The sequence below is a fragment of the Mixta mediterraneensis genome, assembly GCF_030283135.1.
Lineage (GTDB): Bacteria > Pseudomonadota > Gammaproteobacteria > Enterobacterales > Enterobacteriaceae > Pantoea > Pantoea mediterraneensis.
This window is the reverse complement of record NZ_JASUAZ010000012.1, coordinates 46,020-65,631: the sequence shown is the minus strand read 5'-3', so window position 1 is coordinate 65,631 and position 19,612 is coordinate 46,020. Positions and strand designations below refer to the sequence as shown.

At 53.1% G+C, this 19,612-nt stretch carries 16 protein-coding genes and 1 pseudogene; 10 read left to right on the top strand and 7 right to left on the bottom strand.

All coding sequences use genetic code 11. The features are described 5' to 3' along the window. The first annotated feature begins 2 nt into the window (after positions 1 to 2). The 5 genes and pseudogenes from thiK to QRY16_RS10015 all read left to right on the top strand — a co-directional run bounded on the left by thiK (position 3) and on the right by QRY16_RS10015 (position 4,812). Complete coding sequence (thiK, locus tag QRY16_RS10035) at positions 3 to 794, top strand: thiamine kinase (protein WP_289776475.1); 792 nt, start codon at positions 3 to 5, stop codon at positions 792 to 794. A 40-nt stretch (positions 795 to 834) separates the two neighbouring features. Beyond that, on the top strand, positions 835 to 1,878 hold the full coding sequence (nagZ, locus tag QRY16_RS10030) for a beta-N-acetylhexosaminidase (RefSeq protein WP_289776474.1): 1,044 nt from the start codon (positions 835 to 837) through the stop codon (positions 1,876 to 1,878). 40 nt (positions 1,879 to 1,918) lie between these two features. Next, positions 1,919 to 2,459, top strand: a pseudogene (gene ycfP, locus QRY16_RS10025) (alpha/beta hydrolase YcfP). 211 nt (positions 2,460 to 2,670) lie between these two features. After that, positions 2,671 to 3,975, top strand: a complete 1,305-nt coding sequence (locus tag QRY16_RS10020) for an NAD(P)/FAD-dependent oxidoreductase (RefSeq protein WP_289776473.1) — start codon at positions 2,671 to 2,673, stop codon at positions 3,973 to 3,975. A gap of 294 nt (positions 3,976 to 4,269) precedes the next feature. Next, positions 4,270 to 4,812: a glycine zipper 2TM domain-containing protein gene (locus tag QRY16_RS10015; protein WP_289776472.1), complete on the top strand. Its 543-nt coding sequence runs from the start codon at positions 4,270 to 4,272 to the stop codon at positions 4,810 to 4,812. Positions 4,813 to 4,900: 88 nt separating this feature from the next. On the opposite strand, the gene mfd is transcribed toward QRY16_RS10015, so the two are convergent. Further along, positions 4,901 to 8,344, bottom strand: coding sequence for a transcription-repair coupling factor (gene mfd / locus QRY16_RS10010; RefSeq protein ID WP_289776471.1), 3,444 nt, complete (start codon positions 8,342 to 8,344; stop codon positions 4,901 to 4,903). 109 nt (positions 8,345 to 8,453) lie between these two features. Further along, the gene (locus QRY16_RS10005) at positions 8,454 to 8,663 is read right to left on the bottom strand and encodes a hypothetical protein (RefSeq protein WP_193405437.1); all 210 of its coding nucleotides are present in this window, start codon (positions 8,661 to 8,663) and stop codon (positions 8,454 to 8,456) included. Positions 8,664 to 8,911: 248 nt separating this feature from the next. Here QRY16_RS10005 and lolC point away from each other — a divergent pair, with 248 nt between their 5' ends. From lolC to cobB, 4 genes are all read left to right on the top strand, one after another. Continuing rightward, the gene (lolC, locus tag QRY16_RS10000) at positions 8,912 to 10,111 is read left to right on the top strand and encodes a lipoprotein-releasing ABC transporter permease subunit LolC (protein ID WP_289776470.1); all 1,200 of its coding nucleotides are present in this window, start codon (positions 8,912 to 8,914) and stop codon (positions 10,109 to 10,111) included. After that, positions 10,104 to 10,808 carry a lipoprotein-releasing ABC transporter ATP-binding protein LolD gene (gene lolD / locus QRY16_RS09995; RefSeq protein WP_289776469.1) on the top strand — a complete coding sequence of 235 codons (705 nt, stop codon included), beginning with the start codon at positions 10,104 to 10,106 and terminating at the stop codon, positions 10,806 to 10,808. Before lolC ends, lolD begins: the two co-directional genes overlap by 8 nt. Beyond that, on the top strand, positions 10,808 to 12,052 hold the full coding sequence (lolE, locus tag QRY16_RS09990; RefSeq protein WP_289776468.1) for a lipoprotein-releasing ABC transporter permease subunit LolE: 1,245 nt from the start codon (positions 10,808 to 10,810) through the stop codon (positions 12,050 to 12,052). Before lolD ends, lolE begins: the two co-directional genes overlap by 1 nt. A gap of 155 nt (positions 12,053 to 12,207) precedes the next feature. Beyond that, the gene (gene cobB, locus QRY16_RS09985; protein WP_289776467.1) at positions 12,208 to 13,041 is read left to right on the top strand and encodes a Sir2 family NAD+-dependent deacetylase; all 834 of its coding nucleotides are present in this window, start codon (positions 12,208 to 12,210) and stop codon (positions 13,039 to 13,041) included. Between the two features lie 31 nt (positions 13,042 to 13,072). Here the strand turns inward: cobB and potD are convergent, their stop codons facing one another. From potD to potA, 4 genes are read right to left on the bottom strand one after another with little or no spacing between them, the layout of a single operon-like run. Then, the gene (gene potD / locus QRY16_RS09980) at positions 13,073 to 14,116 is read right to left on the bottom strand and encodes a spermidine/putrescine ABC transporter substrate-binding protein PotD (protein ID WP_289776503.1); all 1,044 of its coding nucleotides are present in this window, start codon (positions 14,114 to 14,116) and stop codon (positions 13,073 to 13,075) included. A gap of 12 nt (positions 14,117 to 14,128) precedes the next feature. Next, complete coding sequence (gene potC / locus QRY16_RS09975) at positions 14,129 to 14,905, bottom strand: spermidine/putrescine ABC transporter permease PotC (RefSeq protein WP_289776466.1); 777 nt, start codon at positions 14,903 to 14,905, stop codon at positions 14,129 to 14,131. Continuing rightward, complete coding sequence (gene potB / locus QRY16_RS09970) at positions 14,902 to 15,762, bottom strand: spermidine/putrescine ABC transporter permease PotB (protein WP_289776465.1); 861 nt, start codon at positions 15,760 to 15,762, stop codon at positions 14,902 to 14,904. Before potB ends, potC begins: the two co-directional genes overlap by 4 nt. Next, entirely contained in the window at positions 15,746 to 16,861 is a 1,116-nt protein-coding gene (gene potA / locus QRY16_RS09965; protein ID WP_289776464.1) for a spermidine/putrescine ABC transporter ATP-binding protein PotA, read from the bottom strand. The genes potB and potA overlap by 17 nt, the downstream gene beginning before the upstream one ends. A 314-nt stretch (positions 16,862 to 17,175) precedes the next feature. Between potA and pepT the strand changes: the two genes are divergently transcribed. Next, positions 17,176 to 18,405, top strand: a complete 1,230-nt coding sequence (gene pepT / locus QRY16_RS09960) for a peptidase T (protein ID WP_289776463.1) — start codon at positions 17,176 to 17,178, stop codon at positions 18,403 to 18,405. A 50-nt stretch (positions 18,406 to 18,455) separates the two neighbouring features. Here the strand turns inward: pepT and QRY16_RS09955 are convergent, their stop codons facing one another. Next, positions 18,456 to 19,580, bottom strand: coding sequence for a ribosomal protein uL16 3-hydroxylase (locus QRY16_RS09955; protein ID WP_289776462.1), 1,125 nt, complete (start codon positions 19,578 to 19,580; stop codon positions 18,456 to 18,458). Positions 19,581 to 19,612: the final 32 nt, after the last annotated feature.

Sequence of the window (19,612 nt, the reverse complement as noted above, 5' to 3'; positions counted from 1 at the left end):
CGATGCAGCGGATGATTGCGCGCAGCCTCGGCGAAAGCGCGCTTGCCAGCCTGACGCCGCTTGCCGGTTTGACCGGACAAAGTCAGGCTATTGAGAGTGAGCGGGGCAGATTTATTGCGCGTCCTGCGCCGCATCCCGCCATCCCGTTTGTTGATCGTCAGCGTGAATACCGCATTTTGAAGAAACTGCACGCGGCGCGATTAACACCCGCGCCTTTGGCTGGGTATCGACAGGGGCTCTTGTTGCCGTGGCAACCAGGCAAGGTGCTGTCTGCTGAGGCGTTTACCCAGCAACTGCCACGCATCATCAGTTTGCTGTGCTTTCTGCATCGGCAGCCGCTAACCGGCTATCGGCTCACGCTGTTGCCGCTGTTATGGCAATACTGGCAGCGTTGCCGCCACCGGAACCTGAAGTGGCTACGAGAACTTCAGCGTTTATCACGGATTGGTGAACCGCTGCCGCTGCGGTTAGCACCGTTACATATGGATGTTCACGCAGGTAATATCGTCATGTCAGAGGATGGCTTGCACCTTATCGACTGGGAATATGCAGCGGATGGCGATGTGGCGCTGGAGCTGGCGACAGTCTGCGTCGCCGATCCGGCCCATCAGCAGCGCTGGTTAGCGCATTACGCGCAGGCCGCACAATTATCGTTTTCGTCATTGCAGCGCCAGGTACAACGCTGGCAGCCGTGGCTACGTTTATTAATGGCCAGTTGGTATCAGTTACGCGCCGAGCAGAGCGGCGAAAAAGCCTTGCAACAGTTGGCTCAACAGAGCTGGGAACAGGTTTAATTACTTTATGCAGGCTGCATAAAGTCACAGGATTTTGGTCATGACAACACATTTACCCGGCCCGCTGATGCTGGACGTTGAAGGTTACGAGTTAGATGCGGAAGAGCGCGAAATACTCAAACACCCTTTAGTTGGAGGGGTGATATTGTTTGCCCGCAATTATCACGATCCGGCGCAACTTGCGGAGCTGGTGCGGCAAATCCGTGCGGCCTCACATACGCGTCTGGTGGTCGCGGTTGATCAGGAAGGCGGCCGCGTGCAGCGTTTCCGTGATGGCTTCACCAGCTTGCCCGCGATGCAGTCCTTCGCTGCGCTGCATGACAGGCATACAGCAGGTGAACTGGCACAGCAGGCAGGCTGGCAAATGGCAGCCGAGATGATCGCCATGGATATTGATATTAGCTTCGCGCCGGTACTGGATATTGGCCATATCAGCGCGGCAATTGGTGATCGATCTTTCCATGCCGATCCGGACATTGCGCTGGCCGTTGCGCGCCGCTTTATCGACGGAATGCATGAAGCAGGCATGAAAACCACCGGTAAGCATTTTCCAGGGCATGGCGCGGTGAGCGCTGACTCGCATAAAGAGACACCGCGCGATCCGCGCGATGAAGCGACGCTGCGCCAGCACGATATGGCGATTTTCCGCACCCTGATTGCCGCTCAGGCGCTGGATGCCATTATGCCTGCCCACGTTATCTATACTGAAATCGACGCGTTACCCGCCAGTGGTTCACCCTATTGGCTGAAAACCGTATTGCGCAAAGAGCTGGGTTTTACGGGGGTCATTTTCTCGGACGATTTATCGATGGAAGGGGCTGCCGTGATGGGAAGCTATGCCGAACGCGCGCAGCAGTCGCTCGATGCCGGTTGCGATATGATCCTGGTGTGTAATCAGCGTCAGGAGGCAATTAGCGTGCTGGATAGTCTGACTGTCATCGGGGCTGAACGTGTTTCGCAGCTGTACCATCAGGGAACCTTCAGCCGCCAAAGTTTGCAGGCGAGTTCGCGTTGGAAAAGTAACGCTCAACAGCTAAGTGCGTTACAGGCGCGCTGGCTGGCTCATAAAGCGTCGCGGTCATAACTGAACGGGCTGCCCGGCGTAGTCATCGTTGAGGAAAATCATGATTATCTATCTACACGGTTTTGATTCTACGAGTCCGGGCAACCATGAAAAAGTGCTGCAACTGCAATTCATCGACCCTGACGTTAGGCTGATTAGCTACAGTACCCGCCATCCCAGACATGATGTGCAATTTCTGCTGAAAGAAACCGACAAAATGCTGGCGCTATGTGATGACCGTAGCTCACTGATTTGCGGCGTGGGCCCTGGAGGTTACTGGCCGGAACGCATTGGGTTTTTATGCGGTATTCGCCAGGTGATTTTTAATCCCAACCTGTTTCCATTTGAAAATATGACAGGAAAACAGACCGGCCTGAAGAGTATAAAGACATCGCGACTAAATGTGTGAGTGACTTTCGCGAGAGAAACCGCCATTACTGTTTGGCCATTTTGTCGCGTCAGGATGACGTTCTCGACAGTCAGCGGAGTGCCCAGCGACTTCACCCTTTTTATGAAATCATATGGGACGATAAGGAAGGGCATAAATTCAGGAATATTGCGCCATATCTTCAGCAATAAAATCTTTCAAAACAGCATGTTAATTCTACAAGCATCTAAAAGGTGCCTGTTTTCATGGGTGATATTCTGAGTTTGCGCTAAGAAATTTGATGTCAATCAATTTTCTTATGCCCAACACTTCACACCATGCTATTCTGCCCTCAGATCGCGATTTTAACTTCGCCAACCCTATGTTTATTAAGGTTTAATTTAACTATTGATTAACTGTTGGTTCACAATTTGAGGGGGTTCTTGTTGACTACATCTATTCAGAAAATCGTTATTGTCGGAGGCGGTGCCGGTGGCCTGGAAATGGCGACACAGTTAGGCCATAAACTGGGCCGTAAAAAGAGAGCTGAGATTATTTTGGTTGACCGCAACCACAGCCATTTGTGGAAACCGCTGCTACATGAAGTCGCAACCGGCTCAATGGATGAAGGTATTGATGCGCTGAGTTATCTGGCTCATGCGCGCAACCATGGTTTTCAGTTCCAGCTTGGATCCTTGACTGACATTAATCGCGAGAAGAAAGTTATTTCACTGGCGGAAGTGCTGGATGCGCATGGCGAAGTGCTGGTGCCACAGCGCGAGCTTGCCTACGACACGCTGGTAATGGCGCTGGGCAGCACCTCCAATGATTTCGGCACATCGGGCGTTAAAGATCACTGTATCTTCCTTGATAATCCGCATCAGGCGCGTCGTTTCCACAACGAAATGCTTAATCTTTTCCTGAAGTTCTCCGCCAGTGAAGGGCAGACTGAAAAGGTGAATATCGCGATCGTTGGCGGGGGGGCGACCGGCGTTGAGCTTTCTGCGGAGCTGCATAATGCGGTAAAACAGCTGCATAGTTACGGTTATAAAGGTCTGGGCAGTGAAGCGCTGAACGTTACGTTAGTTGAAGCGGGTGAACGTATTCTGCCGGCCTTGCCACCGCGTATTTCGTCGGCGGCGCAACAGGAACTGACCAAACTGGGCGTGCGCGTACTTACGCAAACGATGGTAACCAGCGCGGATAAAAAAGGTCTGCATACCAAAGGCGGCGAGTATATTGAAGCCGATTTAATGGTGTGGGCCGCAGGTATCAAAGCGCCTGACTTTATGAAAGGAATTGGCGGACTTGACACTAACCGCATTAATCAGCTGGTGGTCAAAGAGACGCTGCAAACCACGCTGGATGATGATATTTACGCCATCGGTGATTGCGCCTCCTGCGCCCTGCCTTCTGGCGGTTTTGTGCCGCCTCGGGCACAGTCGGCGCACCAGATGGCCTCACGCGCGATGGAAAATATTCTGGCGCAGCGCAGTGGCAAGCCATTGAAAGCGTATGTGTATAAAGATCATGGTTCGCTGGTGTCACTGTCGCGCTTCAGTACGGTTGGCAGTCTGATGGGTAATCTGATGCGTGGCTCGATGATGGTAGAAGGGCGCATTGCGCGTTTCGTTTACATCTCTCTGTATCGTATGCATCAGATTGCGCTCCATGGATATTTTAAAACCGGTCTGATGATGCTGGTGGGCAGCATCAACCGCGTCATCCGCCCACGCCTCAAACTGCATTAATCTGATAAGGCGGGTTTCCGCCTTTTATCCTTCTGTCTTGTTGATTTTCAGCGAAAAAAGAGTCGTACTGAGAAGGGAAGTCAGCGCCTTCCCGTGTCGCTCAGAACTCTCCTAAAAGCTGGCCCTGACGGCTGTCGTTCAGATTTCCTCCATTTATCTGATGTTGCAATTTCGGTCCATCTGTAAAACTTCTTTCAACAAACACGGCGGGTCGCGCACGCCGGGTTAGGCCCCAACTGTTGAGGATGTAACAGCGGCAGGAATGCGCGGTAACACTTTCAGGAGGAACGTCCTGTGAATAAGTCAATGTTAGCGGGTATCGGTGTTGGTGTGGCAGCGGCGCTGGGCGTTGCCGCCGTGGCGGGCATGAACGTGTTTGACCGCGGGCCGCAATACGCACAGGTACTGTCAGCTACCCCGATTAAAGAAAGTATCAAACAGCCGCGTCAGGAATGCCGCAACGTCACGCTGACCCATCGCCGTGCCGTGCAGGATGACAACCGTATCGCGGGTTCAGTATTAGGCGCCGTGGCGGGTGGCGTGCTGGGTCATCAGTTTGGCGGCGGGCGCGGCAAAGATGTTGCGACTGTGGCAGGCGCGGTTGCTGGGGGTTACGCAGGTAATCAGGTCCAGGCCGGGATGCAAAACCGTGATACATACACGACGACGGAGCAGCGCTGCAAAACCGTTTACGACAAACAAGAAAAAATGTTGGGATACGATGTGACCTATAAAATAGGCAACCAACAGGGCAAAATCCGCACGGAAAATGATCCTGGCACGCGTATTCCACTCGACCGCAATGGTCAGCTTATCCTTAACAGCGATCAGGCTTAACCGGGCAAAGCTTTGCCGCGTTAGCGGCCACACAGCAGACAAAAACCAGAAAGCGCATCAGGGAAGATGCGCTTTTTTATCTGTTTTTTTACACCCGATTTTCTGCCAGTTGTGCGACAAATCCCTGCACCCATTCCATGCGAACCTTACGCTCCGTCAGTTCACGGGTAAAGCGCAGGCGCGCTGGACCATCCAGCTTCCACTGTTTGGGATCTTTCTGTAGCAGGCCAATCAGCCAGGCCGGATCAACGCTGTTCTGCGGCGCAAAATCAAAGAAGACGCCTTTATCGCTGGCTTCGATTTTACGCACCCCCAGGGCCTGTGCTTGCAACCGTAATGCAGCAATATCCAGCAGGTTGCGTGCTGGATCCGGCAACAGGCCAAAGCGATCAATCATCTCGACTTTTAATTCCTGCAATTCAGTTTCGTTACCGGCGCTGGCGATCCGCTTGTATAGCGATAAGCGTGTATTCACATCGGGAATAAAATCTTCCGGCAGCAGGGCAGGCATACGCAACTCTACTTCGGTTTGATTGTTGGTCAGGTCCTCAAGCGATGGCTCGCGACCGGCTTTTAACGCATCCACCGCGTTCTCTAACAGCTCCATATACAGCGAGAAACCCAGGGTTTCCATCTGTCCGCTCTGTTCTTCCCCCAGCAACTCGCCGGCACCACGAATTTCAAGATCGTGCGTTGCCAGTGCAAAGCCAGCGCCTAAATCTTCCAGCGACGCAATTGCTTCAAGACGCTTTTGCGCATCGCTGGTCATCGCTTTGGGATGCGGCGTCAGCAACCAGGCATACGCCTGATGATGTGAACGACCCACGCGACCCCGTAACTGATGCAGCTGCGCCAGACCAAAATGGTCAGCGCGTTCGATGATAATGGTGTTTGCGGTCGGGATATCGATACCGGTTTCAATAATGGTGGTACACACCAGCACATTAAAGCGTTGATGGTGGAAATCATTCATCACCCGTTCCAGATCGCGCTCGCGCATTTGGCCATGACCAATGGCGATGCGGGCTTCCGGCACCAGTTCTGCCAGGCGCTGTGCGGCTTTCTCGATATTCTCGACGTCATTGTACAGGTAATAAACCTGGCCACCACGTAGCACTTCACGCAGAATGGCTTCACGGATCACCAGATTATCAAACTCGCGCACAAACGTTTTGACCGCCAGACGACGCGCGGGTGGGGTAGCGATGATCGACAGATCGCGCATACCGCTCATCGCCATATTCAGCGTGCGTGGGATCGGCGTGGCGGTAAGCGTCAGAATATCAACATCGGCCCGCATTGCCTTAATCCGCTCTTTATGACGAACGCCAAATCGGTGTTCTTCATCCACAATCAGCAGTCCCAGATCGCGCCACTTTAAATCGCTCATCAGCAACTTATGCGTACCGATCAGAATATCGATTTTGCCTTCGCTGGCCTGTTCCAACACCTGCGTTTGCTCTTTAGCGGTACGGAAGCGCGACAGCATCTCAATGCGTACCGGCCAGTTAGCAAAGCGATCGCGGAAGTTATCATAATGCTGCTGTGCCAGCAGGGTAGTTGGCACCAGTACCGCGACCTGTTTGTTGTTCTCAACCGCTAAAAAAGCGGCACGCATCGCCACTTCGGTTTTGCCAAAGCCAACGTCGCCACAAACCAGACGATCCATCGCCAGCGGCTGACACATATCGCTCAATACCGCATTAATGGCTTGCGCCTGATCGGGCGTGGTATCGAACGGGAAGCCTTCGCAGAACAGTTGATATTGTTCGCGATCGTGCTTAAAGGCGAAGCCGGTTTTGGCGGCGCGCTGGGCATAAATATCCAGCAACTCCGCTGCCACATCGCGCACTTTTTCTGCCGCTTTCTGCCGCGCACGTGACCAGGCATCGCTGCCCAGCTTATGCAACGGCGCATTTTCATCCGCGCCGCCAGCATAGCGGCTGATCAGATGTAACGATGATACCGGCACATATAATTTGGCGTCATTAGCGTAGGAGAGCATCAGATATTCAGCCTGGATACCCCCCGCCGCAAGCGTCGTCAGGCCGATATAACGACCGACACCGTGCTCCAGATGCACCACAGGCTGACCGGGGTGCAACTCCGCCAGGTTACGAATCAGGATGTCGGGATTAATAGTCCGGCGGGTATCCTGACGACGGCGACTGACGCGTTCACCAAGCAGATCACTTTCGCAAATCAGGGCGCGGTTGCCCTGGGTATCAATAAAGCCGCGCTCGCTGGCACCAATCATCAGCGTAAAACGCGCAGCACGGGCTTCATAAAGCCTGTGCGCCGGTTGTGGACGCAACTTAATACGCGCCAGCAGCTCTTGCAGGCTTTCACGACGTCCTTCACTTTCTACCGAGAAGGTCACCGCACCGTCGAATTGTTCAAGGAACTGACGCAGGTGGTCAAGCGGCGCTTTGGCCTGTGCCTGTACAGTCAGATCAGGCAATGGCTGATAGCCGAGGTTGGTATTCGCCGCTTTTTCAGGCAGCGTATCGTGGGACATTTGCACGCGCGGCCAGCTTTTCAGCTCACCCATCAGTGCATCCGGGCGTAGCCACAGCGTAACCGGTTCAATTAAGGGCCGCATGGGATCGACACGTCGGTTTTCATAGCGTGCATTGGCATCTTGCCAAAACCGTGTAGCGCTGCCTTCCAGATCGCCATAATTCACCAGCAGCGTATTGCCGGGTAAATAGCTAAATAAGGCTGGCAGCGGCTGGTCAAAAAACAGCGGTTGCCAGTATTCAATACCGGCGGGCAAGGTGCCTTTGCTGACCTGTTGATAGATGTGCTCCGCTTCACGCCGCACTTCAAACAGCTCGCGCCAGCGGCTGCGAAAAAGTTCAATGGCGGCTTTGTCGCTGGGAAATTCGTGAGCGGGCAGCAGATTGATTTCTGGCACGGCTTCCAGCGTTCGTTGGCTGTCAACGTCAAAAAGACGCAGGCTGTCAATTTCATCATCGAAAAAGTCGATGCGATAAGGTTGTTCACTGCCCATTGGAAACAGATCAAGTAATGCGCCACGCGTGGCGTATTCACCGTGCTCCATCACCTGATCGACATGACGATAGCCAGCCTGCTCCAGCTGATCGCGCAGGCGATCGCGCGACAGTTTTTGCCCCTGCTTCATTACCAATGCATGACCATGCAGGAAGCTGTGCGGACATACACGCTGCATCAGCGTATTGACCGGCAAAATCAGCATACCGCGCTGCATCGTGGGCAATTGATATAACGTTGAAAGGCGGGCGGAGATAATGTCCTGATGTGGCGAGAAGCTGTCGTAAGGCAGCGTTTCCCAGTCGGCGAGATGGCTAACCGGTAGATCGGTAAACTGTCGGATTTCGTCCAGCAAGCGTAAGGCGGTTTGTGTGTCAGGCGTAATCATTAACACCGGACCGGTATGGCGCTCGGCGATGCTGGCACATTCGACGGCGTGCGCGGCACCGATCAGCTGACCGAGCTGGCGGGTATCGCCGGATTTTACGGGCAGGGTATAGCGAGTCTGTTCGGACATGGGATCTCGAGGTTTCTCCATTTTTTGCCAGGGCGTAATCATTTCATATTACGCCCTGGGGATCACCTCTGCGGCAGAATTTTACTGCCGCTTCGCCACTGGACGGGCGTTATTTTATAGCTTGCTGTGTGTAGTGCATACGCGGGCGGTCAACGTTGGCCCAGCACAGGTCACGCTCAAGGTGATAACTGTGATTGCCGTCGTCCCACTTCACGTAGTAGCCGGTGGGTGCTTCTCCCTGTTCAAAGACGTTAACGACTTCGCCTCTGATCTCCCCTGATTTGTGTTTGACAATACTGCCTTTGGGAAATTTGAACATGGTCGCTACCTCTTACGTCTGTGCAATATTTAACCTCTTGTCGTCTGATTAAGTGTAGTTTAGCGCCGTGGTTGACGGATAATCGTACGATTAACCGCCTCTTTTTATCGCATTTCTGTGAATGGGTGCTGTCATTGACGCATTCTGACGTAACTTTGCTGCACACTCAGCGAGTTAGAGGTTTCATAAAGCAGGCGGCTCCTTTATCATCCCACTACTTATTTTCAGGCAACTGCACATTGGATTCCATGTATCAACCTGTCGCGCTATTTATCGGTCTGCGCTACATGCGCGGGCAAGCATCGGATCGCTTCGGTCGCTTTGTTTCCTGGCTGTCAACCATTGGCATCACGTTAGGGGTGTTGGCGCTGGTCACGGTGCTATCCGTGATGAACGGCTTTGAACGCGAGCTGGAAGGCAACATCCTTGGGCTGATGCCTCAGGCGCTGGTCACCAGCGAAAAGGGCAGTATCAATCCACAGCAACAGCCCGCTTCCAGCCTCAAACTACAAGGCATTAACCGCGTTGCGTCGCTGACCACTGCAGATGTGGTGTTGCAGAGCGCGCACAGCGTTTCTGTTGGTGTAATGTTGGGTATTATGCCAGATGAAAACGATCCCCTGACCCCGTATCTGGTTAATACCCAGCAACGCGTACTGCAATCGGGCCAGTACAACGTCATTCTCGGTGAACAGCTGGCAAACCAGCTGGGCGTGAAGCGTGGCGACCGGCTGCGTTTGATGGTGCCGTCGGTGAGCCAGTTTACACCGATGGGGCGGGTGCCGAGCCAGCGTTTGTTTACCGTTGCCGGGACGTATGCCGCAAACAGCGAAGTCGATGGCTACCAAATTTTGGTCAATCAACAGGACGCGTCGCGTGTGATGCGCTACCCGGCGGGAAATGTCACCGGCTGGCGACTCTGGCTGGATAAGCCTCTGGACGTTGACAGCCTTAGCCAGCAAACGTTGCCGGACGGCATGGTATGGAAAGACTGGCGCGAGCGCAAAGGGGACCTGTTCCAGGCGGTGCGCATGGAAAAAAATATGATGGGCTTGCTGCTGAGCCTGATCATCGCCGTCGCCGCGTTTAATATCATCACTTCGCTGGGGTTGCTGATCATGGAGAAGCAGGGCGAAGTGGCGATACTGCAAACGCAGGGCTTAACCCGGCGTCAAATTGTCGCAGTCTTCATGGTGCAGGGAGCCAGTGCCGGGATAATCGGGACGCTGTTGGGAACGCTGCTTGGCGTGTTGCTCGCCAGCCAGCTGAATAACCTGATGCCGGTGATTGGCCTGTTCCTTGATGGTGCAGCATTGCCGGTTGATATTAATCTGTGGCAAGTGGTGGCTATTGCCTTCAGCGCAATGGTCGTCGCACTGCTTTCTACGCTTTATCCTTCGTGGCGCGCTGCCGCCGTTCAACCCGCCGAGGCTTTACGTTATGAGTAACTCTCCTTTGTTGCAGTGTCGCGATTTGTGTAAGCGCTATCAGGAAGGCAGCGTGCAGACGGAGGTGCTGCGCAATGTGGCTTTTAGCCTGCAACCGGGCGAATTGATGGCGATTGTCGGCAGTTCCGGTTCCGGTAAAAGTACTTTGCTGCATCTGCTGGGCGGACTGGATGCGCCTACTTCAGGCGATGTGGTCTTTGATGGGAAATCACTAAACGCCATGTCCTCATCGGCGAAGGCCGAATTGCGCAATCGCGAGCTGGGCTTTATTTATCAGTTCCACCATTTATTGCCGGACTTTAGCGCGCTGGAAAACGTCGCCATGCCGCTGCTAATTGGTAAAAGCGGCAAAGCGGAAGCGCAGGATCGGGCGCGTGAGATACTGCAAGCCGTCGGGCTTGAACATCGGGCTACGCATCGCCCTTCCGAATTATCTGGCGGGGAACGCCAGCGCGTCGCGATTGCCCGTGCGCTGGTGAATAAGCCGCGCCTGGTTATGGCCGATGAACCCACCGGCAACCTTGATGCGCGTAATGCCGATGCCATCTTTGAGCTGTTAGGTGAACTGAATGTGCGCCAGGGCACGGCATTTTTAGTGGTGACGCATGATCTGCTGCTGGCTAAGCGCATGACGCGCCAGATGAAAATGCGTGATGGGCAGTTGAGTGACCAACTGACCTTTGCAGGAGCGGTGTAATGGGGTCTTCCTTATCGCTGCTGTTGGGGCTGCGCTTTAGCCGTGGCCGGCGTCGTGGCGGCATGGTTTCGCTGATTTCGGTGATCTCTACTTTTGGTATTGCGCTGGGCGTGGCGGTATTGATTATCGGCCTGAGCGCAATGAACGGGTTTGAGCGCGAACTCAATAACCGCATTCTTGCGGTGGTGCCACACGGTGAAATCGAAGCGGTTAAGCAGCCGTTTCAGCACTGGCAATCAATGATTGCCCCCATCGAAAAGGTGCCGGGTATTGCCGCTGCCGCGCCTTACGTCAATTTTACCGGGTTGATTGAAAACGGCGCAAAATTGCAGGCGTTACAGGTTAAAGGCGTGGATCCAGCCCAGGAGCCGCGCCTGAGCGCGCTGCCACGTTTTGTCGCAGACAATAAATGGTCAACGTTTGCCGCGGGCAAACAGCAAATTATTCTGGGCGGCGGTATTGCGCGATCGCTGAACGTCAGGCAGGGCGACTGGATCACCATCATGATCCCGAATAATGACGGTGATAATAAACTGCTGCAGCCGAAGCGCGTGCGCTTACAGGTCAGCGGTATTCTGCAACTCAGCGGTATGCTGGATCACAGCCTGGCGCTGGTGCCGCTCGCCGATGCGCAAAACTATCTGGATATGGGCGAAAATGTTTCTGGCATTGCGCTGAAGATGGACGATCCCTTTAAAGCCGTCAAGCTGGTGCGGGATGCGGGTGAAGCGACGCACGCTTATGTCTATATCAAAAGCTGGATTGGCACTTACGGCTATATGTATCGCGACATCCAGATGATCCGCGCCATTATGTATCTGGCGATGGTGCTGGTGATTGGCGTGGCCTGTTTCAACATCGTTTCGACGCTGGTAATGGCCGTGAAAGACAAGAGCAGCGATATTGCGGTGTTGCGGACTCTGGGCGCCAAAGATCGTCTGATTCGTGCCATTTTTATCTGGTACGGCTTGCTGGCAGGGTTGCTCGGCAGCGTCAGCGGTGTGGTGGTTGGCGTACTGGTGGCGCTAAATCTGACTACGCTGGTGCATGGGCTGGAAAATATTACCGGACATCATTTGCTGGCGGGCGACATCTATTTTATCGATTTTTTGCCGTCAGAACTGCATTGGTTTGACGTCTTTTCGGTGCTTATCACCGCCATCCTGTTAAGCCTGGTGGCAAGTTGGTATCCGGCAAGACGCGCCAGCCGCATCGCTCCGGCGCGGGTCCTGAGTGGACAATAATGGCCTGAATCACGCGGTGCGCCAGGATGCGTCTGCGCGCCGCGTATTTTCGGCTTTTGTAGCATGGTGCTGTCATGCGCAACCATTATTATCAGGCTGCTAGCCTAAAAATTTGTTTATAGCGGCTCGCCGAAGCCGCTGCACAAGGAGCCTTTATGCGCACACCACGTCGACGCTTACGACTCGCCCGGCTGAAAAAGACCCGGCGAAAAGTGCATCAGCGCTTTCGCCAGCGTATTTTTGAGCGCGATCGTCAGGCTGAACTGGTTGCACACCCGCTGCCGCATGTGGTGGTACTGACCGGTGCGGGCATTTCTGCCGAATCAGGCATCCGCACCTTTCGCGCCGCTGACGGATTATGGGAAGAACACCGGGTGGAAGATGTTGCCACACCGGAAGGCTTTGCGCGCGATCCCGCGCAGGTACAGCGCTTCTATAACGCACGCCGCCACCAATTGCAGCAGCCAGAAATTCAGCCTAATGCCGCGCATCTGGCATTAGCCGAGCTTGAGCAGGTGCTCGGCGACAACTTTTTGCTGGTAACACAAAACATCGACAATCTGCATGAGCGCGCGGGCAATACACGCGTGCTGCATATGCACGGTGAATTGCTGAAGGTGCGCTGTGCAACCAGCGGTCAGGTGATTGAGTGGACCGGCGATGTCACCAGTGACGATCGCTGTACCTGCTGTCAGTTTCCTTCAGCACTCCGCCCACATGTGGTGTGGTTTGGTGAAATGCCCATCGGTATGGAGGAAATTTATCAGGCGCTGGAAAACGCTGATGTATTTATTGCAATTGGCACATCAGGCCATGTTTATCCGGCGGCGGGGTTCGTGCATGAAGCCAAATTGCAGGGAGCGCATACGGTGGAACTGAACCTGGAGCCAAGCCAGGTCGGCAATGAATTTGCCGAAAGCCATTACGGCTTTGCCAGCGAAGTGGTGCCGGCGTTTGTGCACACCTTACTGCGCGGTTTATACAAATAAAGCAGGGCGGCATGTTGGCCGCCCGTACCGGTTAACGTCCGGCTTTCAGTTTCTGGAAAAGCGTTTCGTACAGCACGCTGGCATCACCCACATCGTTTTGCCATTCGCCGTTTTTAATCACGTCGGCTGAAGGATAAAGAGAGGGATCGTCCGCCACCGCTTTTGGCAGCAATTTTTTCGCTTCAAGATTCGGTGTTGGATACCCAATCGTTTCAGCAACTTTTGCCGCTACATCCGGGCGCAACAGGAAGTTAATCAGCTTCAGCGCGCCCTCTTTATTTTTAGCATTTGCCGGAATAGCCAGATTGTCCATCCAGAAAATGCCGCCTTCCTTCGGCCAGATAACCTGCAGCGGTGTGCCTGCCTGACGTGCAATGTAAGCCGATCCATTCCAGATCATCCCCAGATTCACTTCACCTTCCATATAAGGATTGCCTGGGTTGTCTGAGTTAAAAGCCAGTACGTTTGGCATCAGCTTTTTCAACTCTTCGTAAGCCGCTTCAATCTGTTGTGGATCGCGCGTATTGCCCGAGTAGCCCAACTTGCGCAGCGCCATCTGAAAGACTTCACGCGCGTCGTCGGTCAGCAGCAGACTTTGCCGGTACTCAGGATTCCACAAGTCGGCCCAGCGGGTAACGCTCTTGGGATCGAGTTCATCCGTATTGATCCCGATCGCTGTTGCGCCCCAGATGTAGGGAATGGAGTAATCATTATTCGGATCAAACGGCTTATTCAGCAGGTCAGGATCGAGGTTTTTAAAATTACTTAGCTGTGATTTGTCGATCTTTTGCAGCATGCCTTCATTGCGCATTTTGGCAACGAAATAGGTTGAAGGCACCACTAAATCATATGCCCCGTCTTTCCAGGTTTTTAGCTTGGCGTACATGCTTTCATTAGATTCATAGGTGGAGTAAATCACCTTGATGCCGGTCTCTTTGGTGAACTGCTCCAGCAGCCCTGGCGGGACATATTCGGTCCAGTTGTAGAAATAGAGCGTTTTGCTGTCGTCCGCGTGTGCGCCCTGCATGCTCAATGCCAGCGCTCCAGCCGCCAGCCAATGAGACCATTTCATCATCATTATTCCCCTTTAGGTTTTGGTTTTGTCACGAAGCAACCACTGGCTACCAGCCACTAATAACAAAGAGAGCAGCATCAAAATCGTGGCGAGCGCATTCACCTCGGGTGAGACGCCCACTTTGACCATTGAATAAATTTTTAACGGCAAAATTTCGAAAGTCGGACCGGTGACAAATGACGATACCACGACGTCATCCATCGACAGGGTAAAACTTAACAGCCAGCCCGCAGCCACCGCTGGCATGGCCAGCGGCAGTAAGATTTTACGTAAAATGGTGGTTTCGCTGGCGCCCAAATCTTTGGCAGCCTCGAGCATACGCACATCAAAGCCCTTGAGGCGCGAATAAACGGTGATCACCACAAACGGCAGACAGAAAGTGATATGAGAAAACAGCAGTGACCAGAAGCCGAGCGAAATGCCGAGGAGCATGAACAGCACCAGCAGTGAGATTGCCATGACAATATCGGGTGACATCATCACCACAAATAGCATGCCACTGACAAAGGGCTTACCACGGAAGCGATAGCGATAAAGCGCCACCGCAGTCAGCGAGCCGATAAGCGTAGCGCAGCTGGCAGAGAGCACGCCCATAATCAATGAATGCTGTGCAGCCTGAATCAGGCTGTCGTTGCGAAACAACAGGCTGTACCACTGCGTGGTTATACCCTGCCAGTTGATGCCAAAGCGCGATGCGTTAAATGAATTAACGATCAAGATCACGATAGGAATATAAAGCCAGGCATAAATGACGGCCATAAAACCGCCGCGTAACCAGCGAGCCATCATTCTAATTCCACCTTTTTATTCAGCAGGCGCGCGGCGCGCCAGTAAATCAGCAGCATTAAGCCCATTAATATCGTCATCACAATGCTGGTGGCAGCGCCGAACGGCCAGTCGCGAATATTCAGAAACTGACTTTTGATCACGTTACCGATAAGCAGGTTCTTTGCGCCGCCCATTAAATCAGCGACGTAAAACAGGCCCATCGCCGGGATCATCACCAACAGGCAGCCCGCCACGATGCCTGGCATAGTCAACGGTAGAATAATGCGGAAAAAGGCTTGCAGCTTGCTGGCGCCAAGATCGCGTGCTGCTTCCAGATAAGCTTTGTCGAGTTTTTCCAGGCAGGAGTAGAGCGGCAGCACCATAAACGGCAGCAGGATATAGACCAGGCCCAGGATCACCGCTTCTGAGGTGAACATGATGCGAAAAGGTTTATCGATAACTCCAGTCCAGAGCAGAAAATCATTGAGCCAGCCGCGAGTGCTGAGAAATATTTTCAGGCCGTAAATACGAATTAATGAATTGGTCCAGAAAGGCACAATTAACAGAAACAGCAGCAGTGAACGCAGGCGCGCAGGCAGCTTAGTCAGACACCAGGCGAAAGGATACCCCAGCAGCAAACAGCAGGCGGTAGCGATAAACGCCATATTCAGTGAATGCAGTAATACTTCAGCGTAGAGCGGATCGAGCAGGCGGGTGTAATTACTGAAAGTAAATACCATGCTGACAAAATGCGCATCATCACGGGTCAGAAAACTGGTGACAAAAATCATCAGGTTGGGCAGAAAGACGAACAGCGTCAGCCAACTGACAATGAGCGCGATGGCGCTTTTTTGGAAACGGTTACGCATCAGCTTCATGAGGCAGTACCACCTCCCAGCTTGCGACCCAGTTCACCGCCATTTTTTGGTTCAGCGAATGGTCAAAATCGGGATCGTCTTCGTTAAAAAATTCGCTAACCGTGACCAGCTTACCGTTTTCCAGTTCAACGGTCGATTCCAGCGTCATGCCTTTGTAGTTACGTTCGCGAACGTAGCCGGTTAATCCTTCAATCACGCTGTCGTCATGGATCTCTTCGACGCGCAGATCCTCCGGACGCAACATGACGTGCAGCCTGTCGCCCGCACTTACCGGAAAAGGACAATAAATATCGCGTTCGCGACTTTCTACCCGCGCACGCACCACAGGGGCCTTATCGCTGGCAAGCACTTCGGCGTCGAAAACATTAATTTCGCCAATAAAGCGGGCAACAAACAGATTTTTGGGCTCTTCGTAAATTTCGCGTGGCGTGCCATCTTGTTCGATTTTGCCCTCGCGCATCACCACAATACGATCGGACATGGTCAACGCCTCTTCCTGATCGTGAGTGACGAAAATAAAGGTAATGCCGAGTTTGCGTTGCAGCGCTTTCAACTCGTTTTGCATCTGCCTGCGTAGCTTGTAATCCAGTGCCGATAACGATTCATCCAGCAGCAATACTTTAGGACGATTAACCACGGCACGGGCAATGGCAACGCGCTGCTGCTGGCCGCCTGAAAGCTGATGAGGACGGCGTTCGGCAAACGCATCCAGCTGCACCATCGCCAGCGCTTCATTGACGCGTGTGGTGATCTCAGCATCAGGTGTTTTCTGCATACGCAGACCAAAGGCAACGTTCTCAAACACCGACATATGCGGAAACAGCGCATAGCTCTGAAATACCGTATTAACGTGACGATGTTCTGCGGGTGTGTCAGTGATGTCGTGGTTGTCTAAAGTGATATGGCCGCTGTCGGTCTGTTCGAGACCCGCGATCAGACGCAAAATGGTGGATTTACCGCAGCCAGACGGGCCGAGCAGGGTAATAAACTCACCATGATAAATGGTCAGGTTAAAGTCATTGATGATGGTTTTGCCATCGAAAGCTTTACTGATGCCAGAAAGCGTAACCAGCGCCTGGTGCGCGCATGTTTGCGTCATTTTAGTCTCAGTCTGTCATAGGTCGATAGGTTACAGCATAGTCGTTTAATACGACCAGCCAGCAAGAAAGGGCGGGTGATACCTGAAAAACAGGCTAATTCCATGTTTTGCCTATAAATGAACGCGATAAAAAACTGTTATGTGACGCTATTGCCTGGCTCGCCACAATAAATAAATTTTTATTGGCGATTTTACCTGTCCCGTCTTTCCGAAACCGCTCAGACAGCGCTAACCTGTTCGTTAATGATTTGACGCAATCAGGCGTCTGGGCAGTCAGTGAATAATAACTGATGGCAATTTTTTAAGGATGGCAAATGGAACAGTTACTTGAGCGCTTTTTACGTTACGTGGCAGTGGAAACCCAGGCAAAACCGCAGGCGCGTCAGGTGCCGAGCAGTGAAGGCCAGTGGACACTGGCACGTCAGTTACAGGAAGAGTTATTGGCGCTGGGTTTTATTGACGTCACATTGAGCGATCACTGCTGTGTTATGGGCACGCTTCCCGCCAATGTTGACTGGCCCACGCCGGTGATTGGTTTTATCTCACATATGGATACTTCGCCGGATTTCACCGCGAAAAATGTGAATCCCCAGATCATTGAAAACTATCGCGGCGGCGATATTGCGCTTGGTAATGGCAATGAAATTTTGTCACCGGTGATGTTTCCGGTCCTGCATAAGCTCATCGGCCACACGCTGATTACCACTGACGGCAAAACCTTACTCGGGGCAGATGATAAAGCTGGCATTGCGGAAATTATGACGGCGATGGCGCGTCTGGCGAAAGGGGATATTCCACACGGCGCGCTTCGCGTTGCCTTTACGCCCGACGAGGAGATTGGTCGCGGCACGTCACACTTCGATGTGGAAGGTTTTGCCGCTGACTGGGCGTATACCGTGGATGGCAGCGATATAGGCGAATTTGAATTTGAGAATTTCAACGCGGCCTCAGCGACGGTAAAAATTGTGGGTAATAACGTGCATCCCGGCACGGCGAAAGGCGTCATGGTAAATGCACTGGAATTAGCGACGCAATTCCATATGGCAGTGCCCGCCAAAGAGAAACCGCAATACACAGAGGGCTACGAAGGTTTCTACCATCTGCATCAGATGAAAGGCACCGTAGAACACGCTGAATTGCTCTATATCATTCGGGACTTTGATACGGAAAGCTTTGAGCAGCGTAAGCAGACGCTGAAACAGATTGCACAGCAGATAAGCCAGGGTCTGCATCCAGACTGTTCGGTGAAGGTAGACATGAATAATAGCTATCGCAATATGCGTGAAAAGGTTGAGCCCTTCCCACATATTATTGATCTGGCATTACAGGCGATGCGCGATTGTGGTATTGAGCCAAATGTCAAACCGATTCGCGGCGGCACCGACGGTTCAGCGCTGTCCTGGAAAGGATTGCCCTGCCCGAACCTGTTTACCGGCGGATATAATTACCATGGCAAGCATGAGTTCGCATCTCTGAATATCATGGCGCAGTCGGTTGAGGTGATTGTGCGTCTGGCTGAGCTGGCAGGCCAGAAGCAGAACTAACTGAACTGTGCGCACCGCTTCAGTTGAGTCCGGTGCGCACAAACACGTTATTATTCGCCGCTGAAATACCAGTAACCGGCGTTCACCAGCGCGGCGATCTGTGCCAGTACCGACGGATCGTCCAGCGCGTCGCCCAGCTCCTCCAGCGTAATTTCCTGATGATGCGCCAGCACCGTCAGGACGTCCGGGTGTGAACACTCGATACGCTCGCCATTCACGTATACCGCATCGCCAATCGTTAACACACGCAGACCACCGAGGCGAGAAAGCACATCGCCCTGTTGCAGCGCATCGTAAATTTCATCCGGCTGATAAGGGGGTTCCGGCGGCGCGACATCCAGTTCATGACGCGATTGAGAGATAAATTCACCAAACCAATGGGCAAAATGCGTCGGCTGGTTAATAACATCCAGCATCACCTGGCGTATCCCTTCAAGCTCCTGTGGCAGGATCTGTGCAGGGCAATCGCGTGATGGCACGTCCGGGTCGGTAAAACGGTAACTGCCTAATTCATTAGCCAGCGCGTAATCCGCAAAACTGCTGATCAGTTCCCGGCCGCTGGGCGCCCGGAAGCCAACGGAATAGTTGATGGCACTTTCCAGTGAATAGCCTTCGTGTGGGAACCCAGGTGGAATATACAGAATATCGCCCGGTTCCATCTCTTCATCAATAATGGCATCAAACGGCTCGACCTGAAGCAGATCAGGATGCGGACAGTGCTGCTTCATGGGTATTTTTTCACCAACACGCCAGCGACGACGGCCGGTACCCTGAATAATAAAAACATCGTACTGATCGAGATGCGGGCCAACGCCACCGCCCGGCACGGCAAACGAAACCATTAAGTCGTCGATGCGCCAGTCAGGCAGAAAGCGGAACGGGCGCATTAACGCAGCTGAAGGTTCGTGCCAGTTATTTACCGCCTGCACCAGCAATGACCAGTTGCTTTCGCCCAGATGATCGTAACTTTCAAACGGGCCGTGGCTAACCTGCCATTTGCCATCCTGATGGCTTACCAATCGGCTATCGACTTCATTTTCCATGGCCAGGCCAGCCAGCTCATCAGGAGAAATGGGATCGATAAAGTTTTTGAAGCCACGCTTTAATACCACCGGACGTTTTTGCCAGTAACGCTGGATAAAATCGGGCCAGTTGAGATCGAGCTGATAGTCCATATAAGGTTCCGCTTAGGGCTGTAAATGCCTGC

Coding starts and splice junctions, on each gene's coding strand:
- nagZ (WP_289776474.1), top strand. CDS start 835: ATGACAACACATTTACCCGGCCCGCTGATGCTGGACGTTGAAGGTTAC.
- lolD (WP_289776469.1), top strand. CDS start 10,104: ATGAGTAACTCTCCTTTGTTGCAGTGTCGCGATTTGTGTAAGCGCTAT.
- mfd (WP_289776471.1), bottom strand. CDS start 8,344: ATGTCCGAACAGACTCGCTATACCCTGCCCGTAAAATCCGGCGATACC.
- potB (WP_289776465.1), bottom strand. CDS start 15,762: ATGAAGCTGATGCGTAACCGTTTCCAAAAAAGCGCCATCGCGCTCATT.
- potD (WP_289776503.1), bottom strand. CDS start 14,116: ATGATGAAATGGTCTCATTGGCTGGCGGCTGGAGCGCTGGCATTGAGC.
- QRY16_RS10005 (WP_193405437.1), bottom strand. CDS start 8,663: ATGTTCAAATTTCCCAAAGGCAGTATTGTCAAACACAAATCAGGGGAG.
- lolC (WP_289776470.1), top strand. CDS start 8,912: ATGTATCAACCTGTCGCGCTATTTATCGGTCTGCGCTACATGCGCGGG.
- potC (WP_289776466.1), bottom strand. CDS start 14,905: ATGATGGCTCGCTGGTTACGCGGCGGTTTTATGGCCGTCATTTATGCC.
- cobB (WP_289776467.1), top strand. CDS start 12,208: ATGCGCACACCACGTCGACGCTTACGACTCGCCCGGCTGAAAAAGACC.
- QRY16_RS09955 (WP_289776462.1), bottom strand. CDS start 19,580: ATGGACTATCAGCTCGATCTCAACTGGCCCGATTTTATCCAGCGTTAC.
- potA (WP_289776464.1), bottom strand. CDS start 16,861: ATGACGCAAACATGCGCGCACCAGGCGCTGGTTACGCTTTCTGGCATC.
- pepT (WP_289776463.1), top strand. CDS start 17,176: ATGGAACAGTTACTTGAGCGCTTTTTACGTTACGTGGCAGTGGAAACC.
- thiK (WP_289776475.1), top strand. CDS start 3: ATGCAGCGGATGATTGCGCGCAGCCTCGGCGAAAGCGCGCTTGCCAGC.
- lolE (WP_289776468.1), top strand. CDS start 10,808: ATGGGGTCTTCCTTATCGCTGCTGTTGGGGCTGCGCTTTAGCCGTGGC.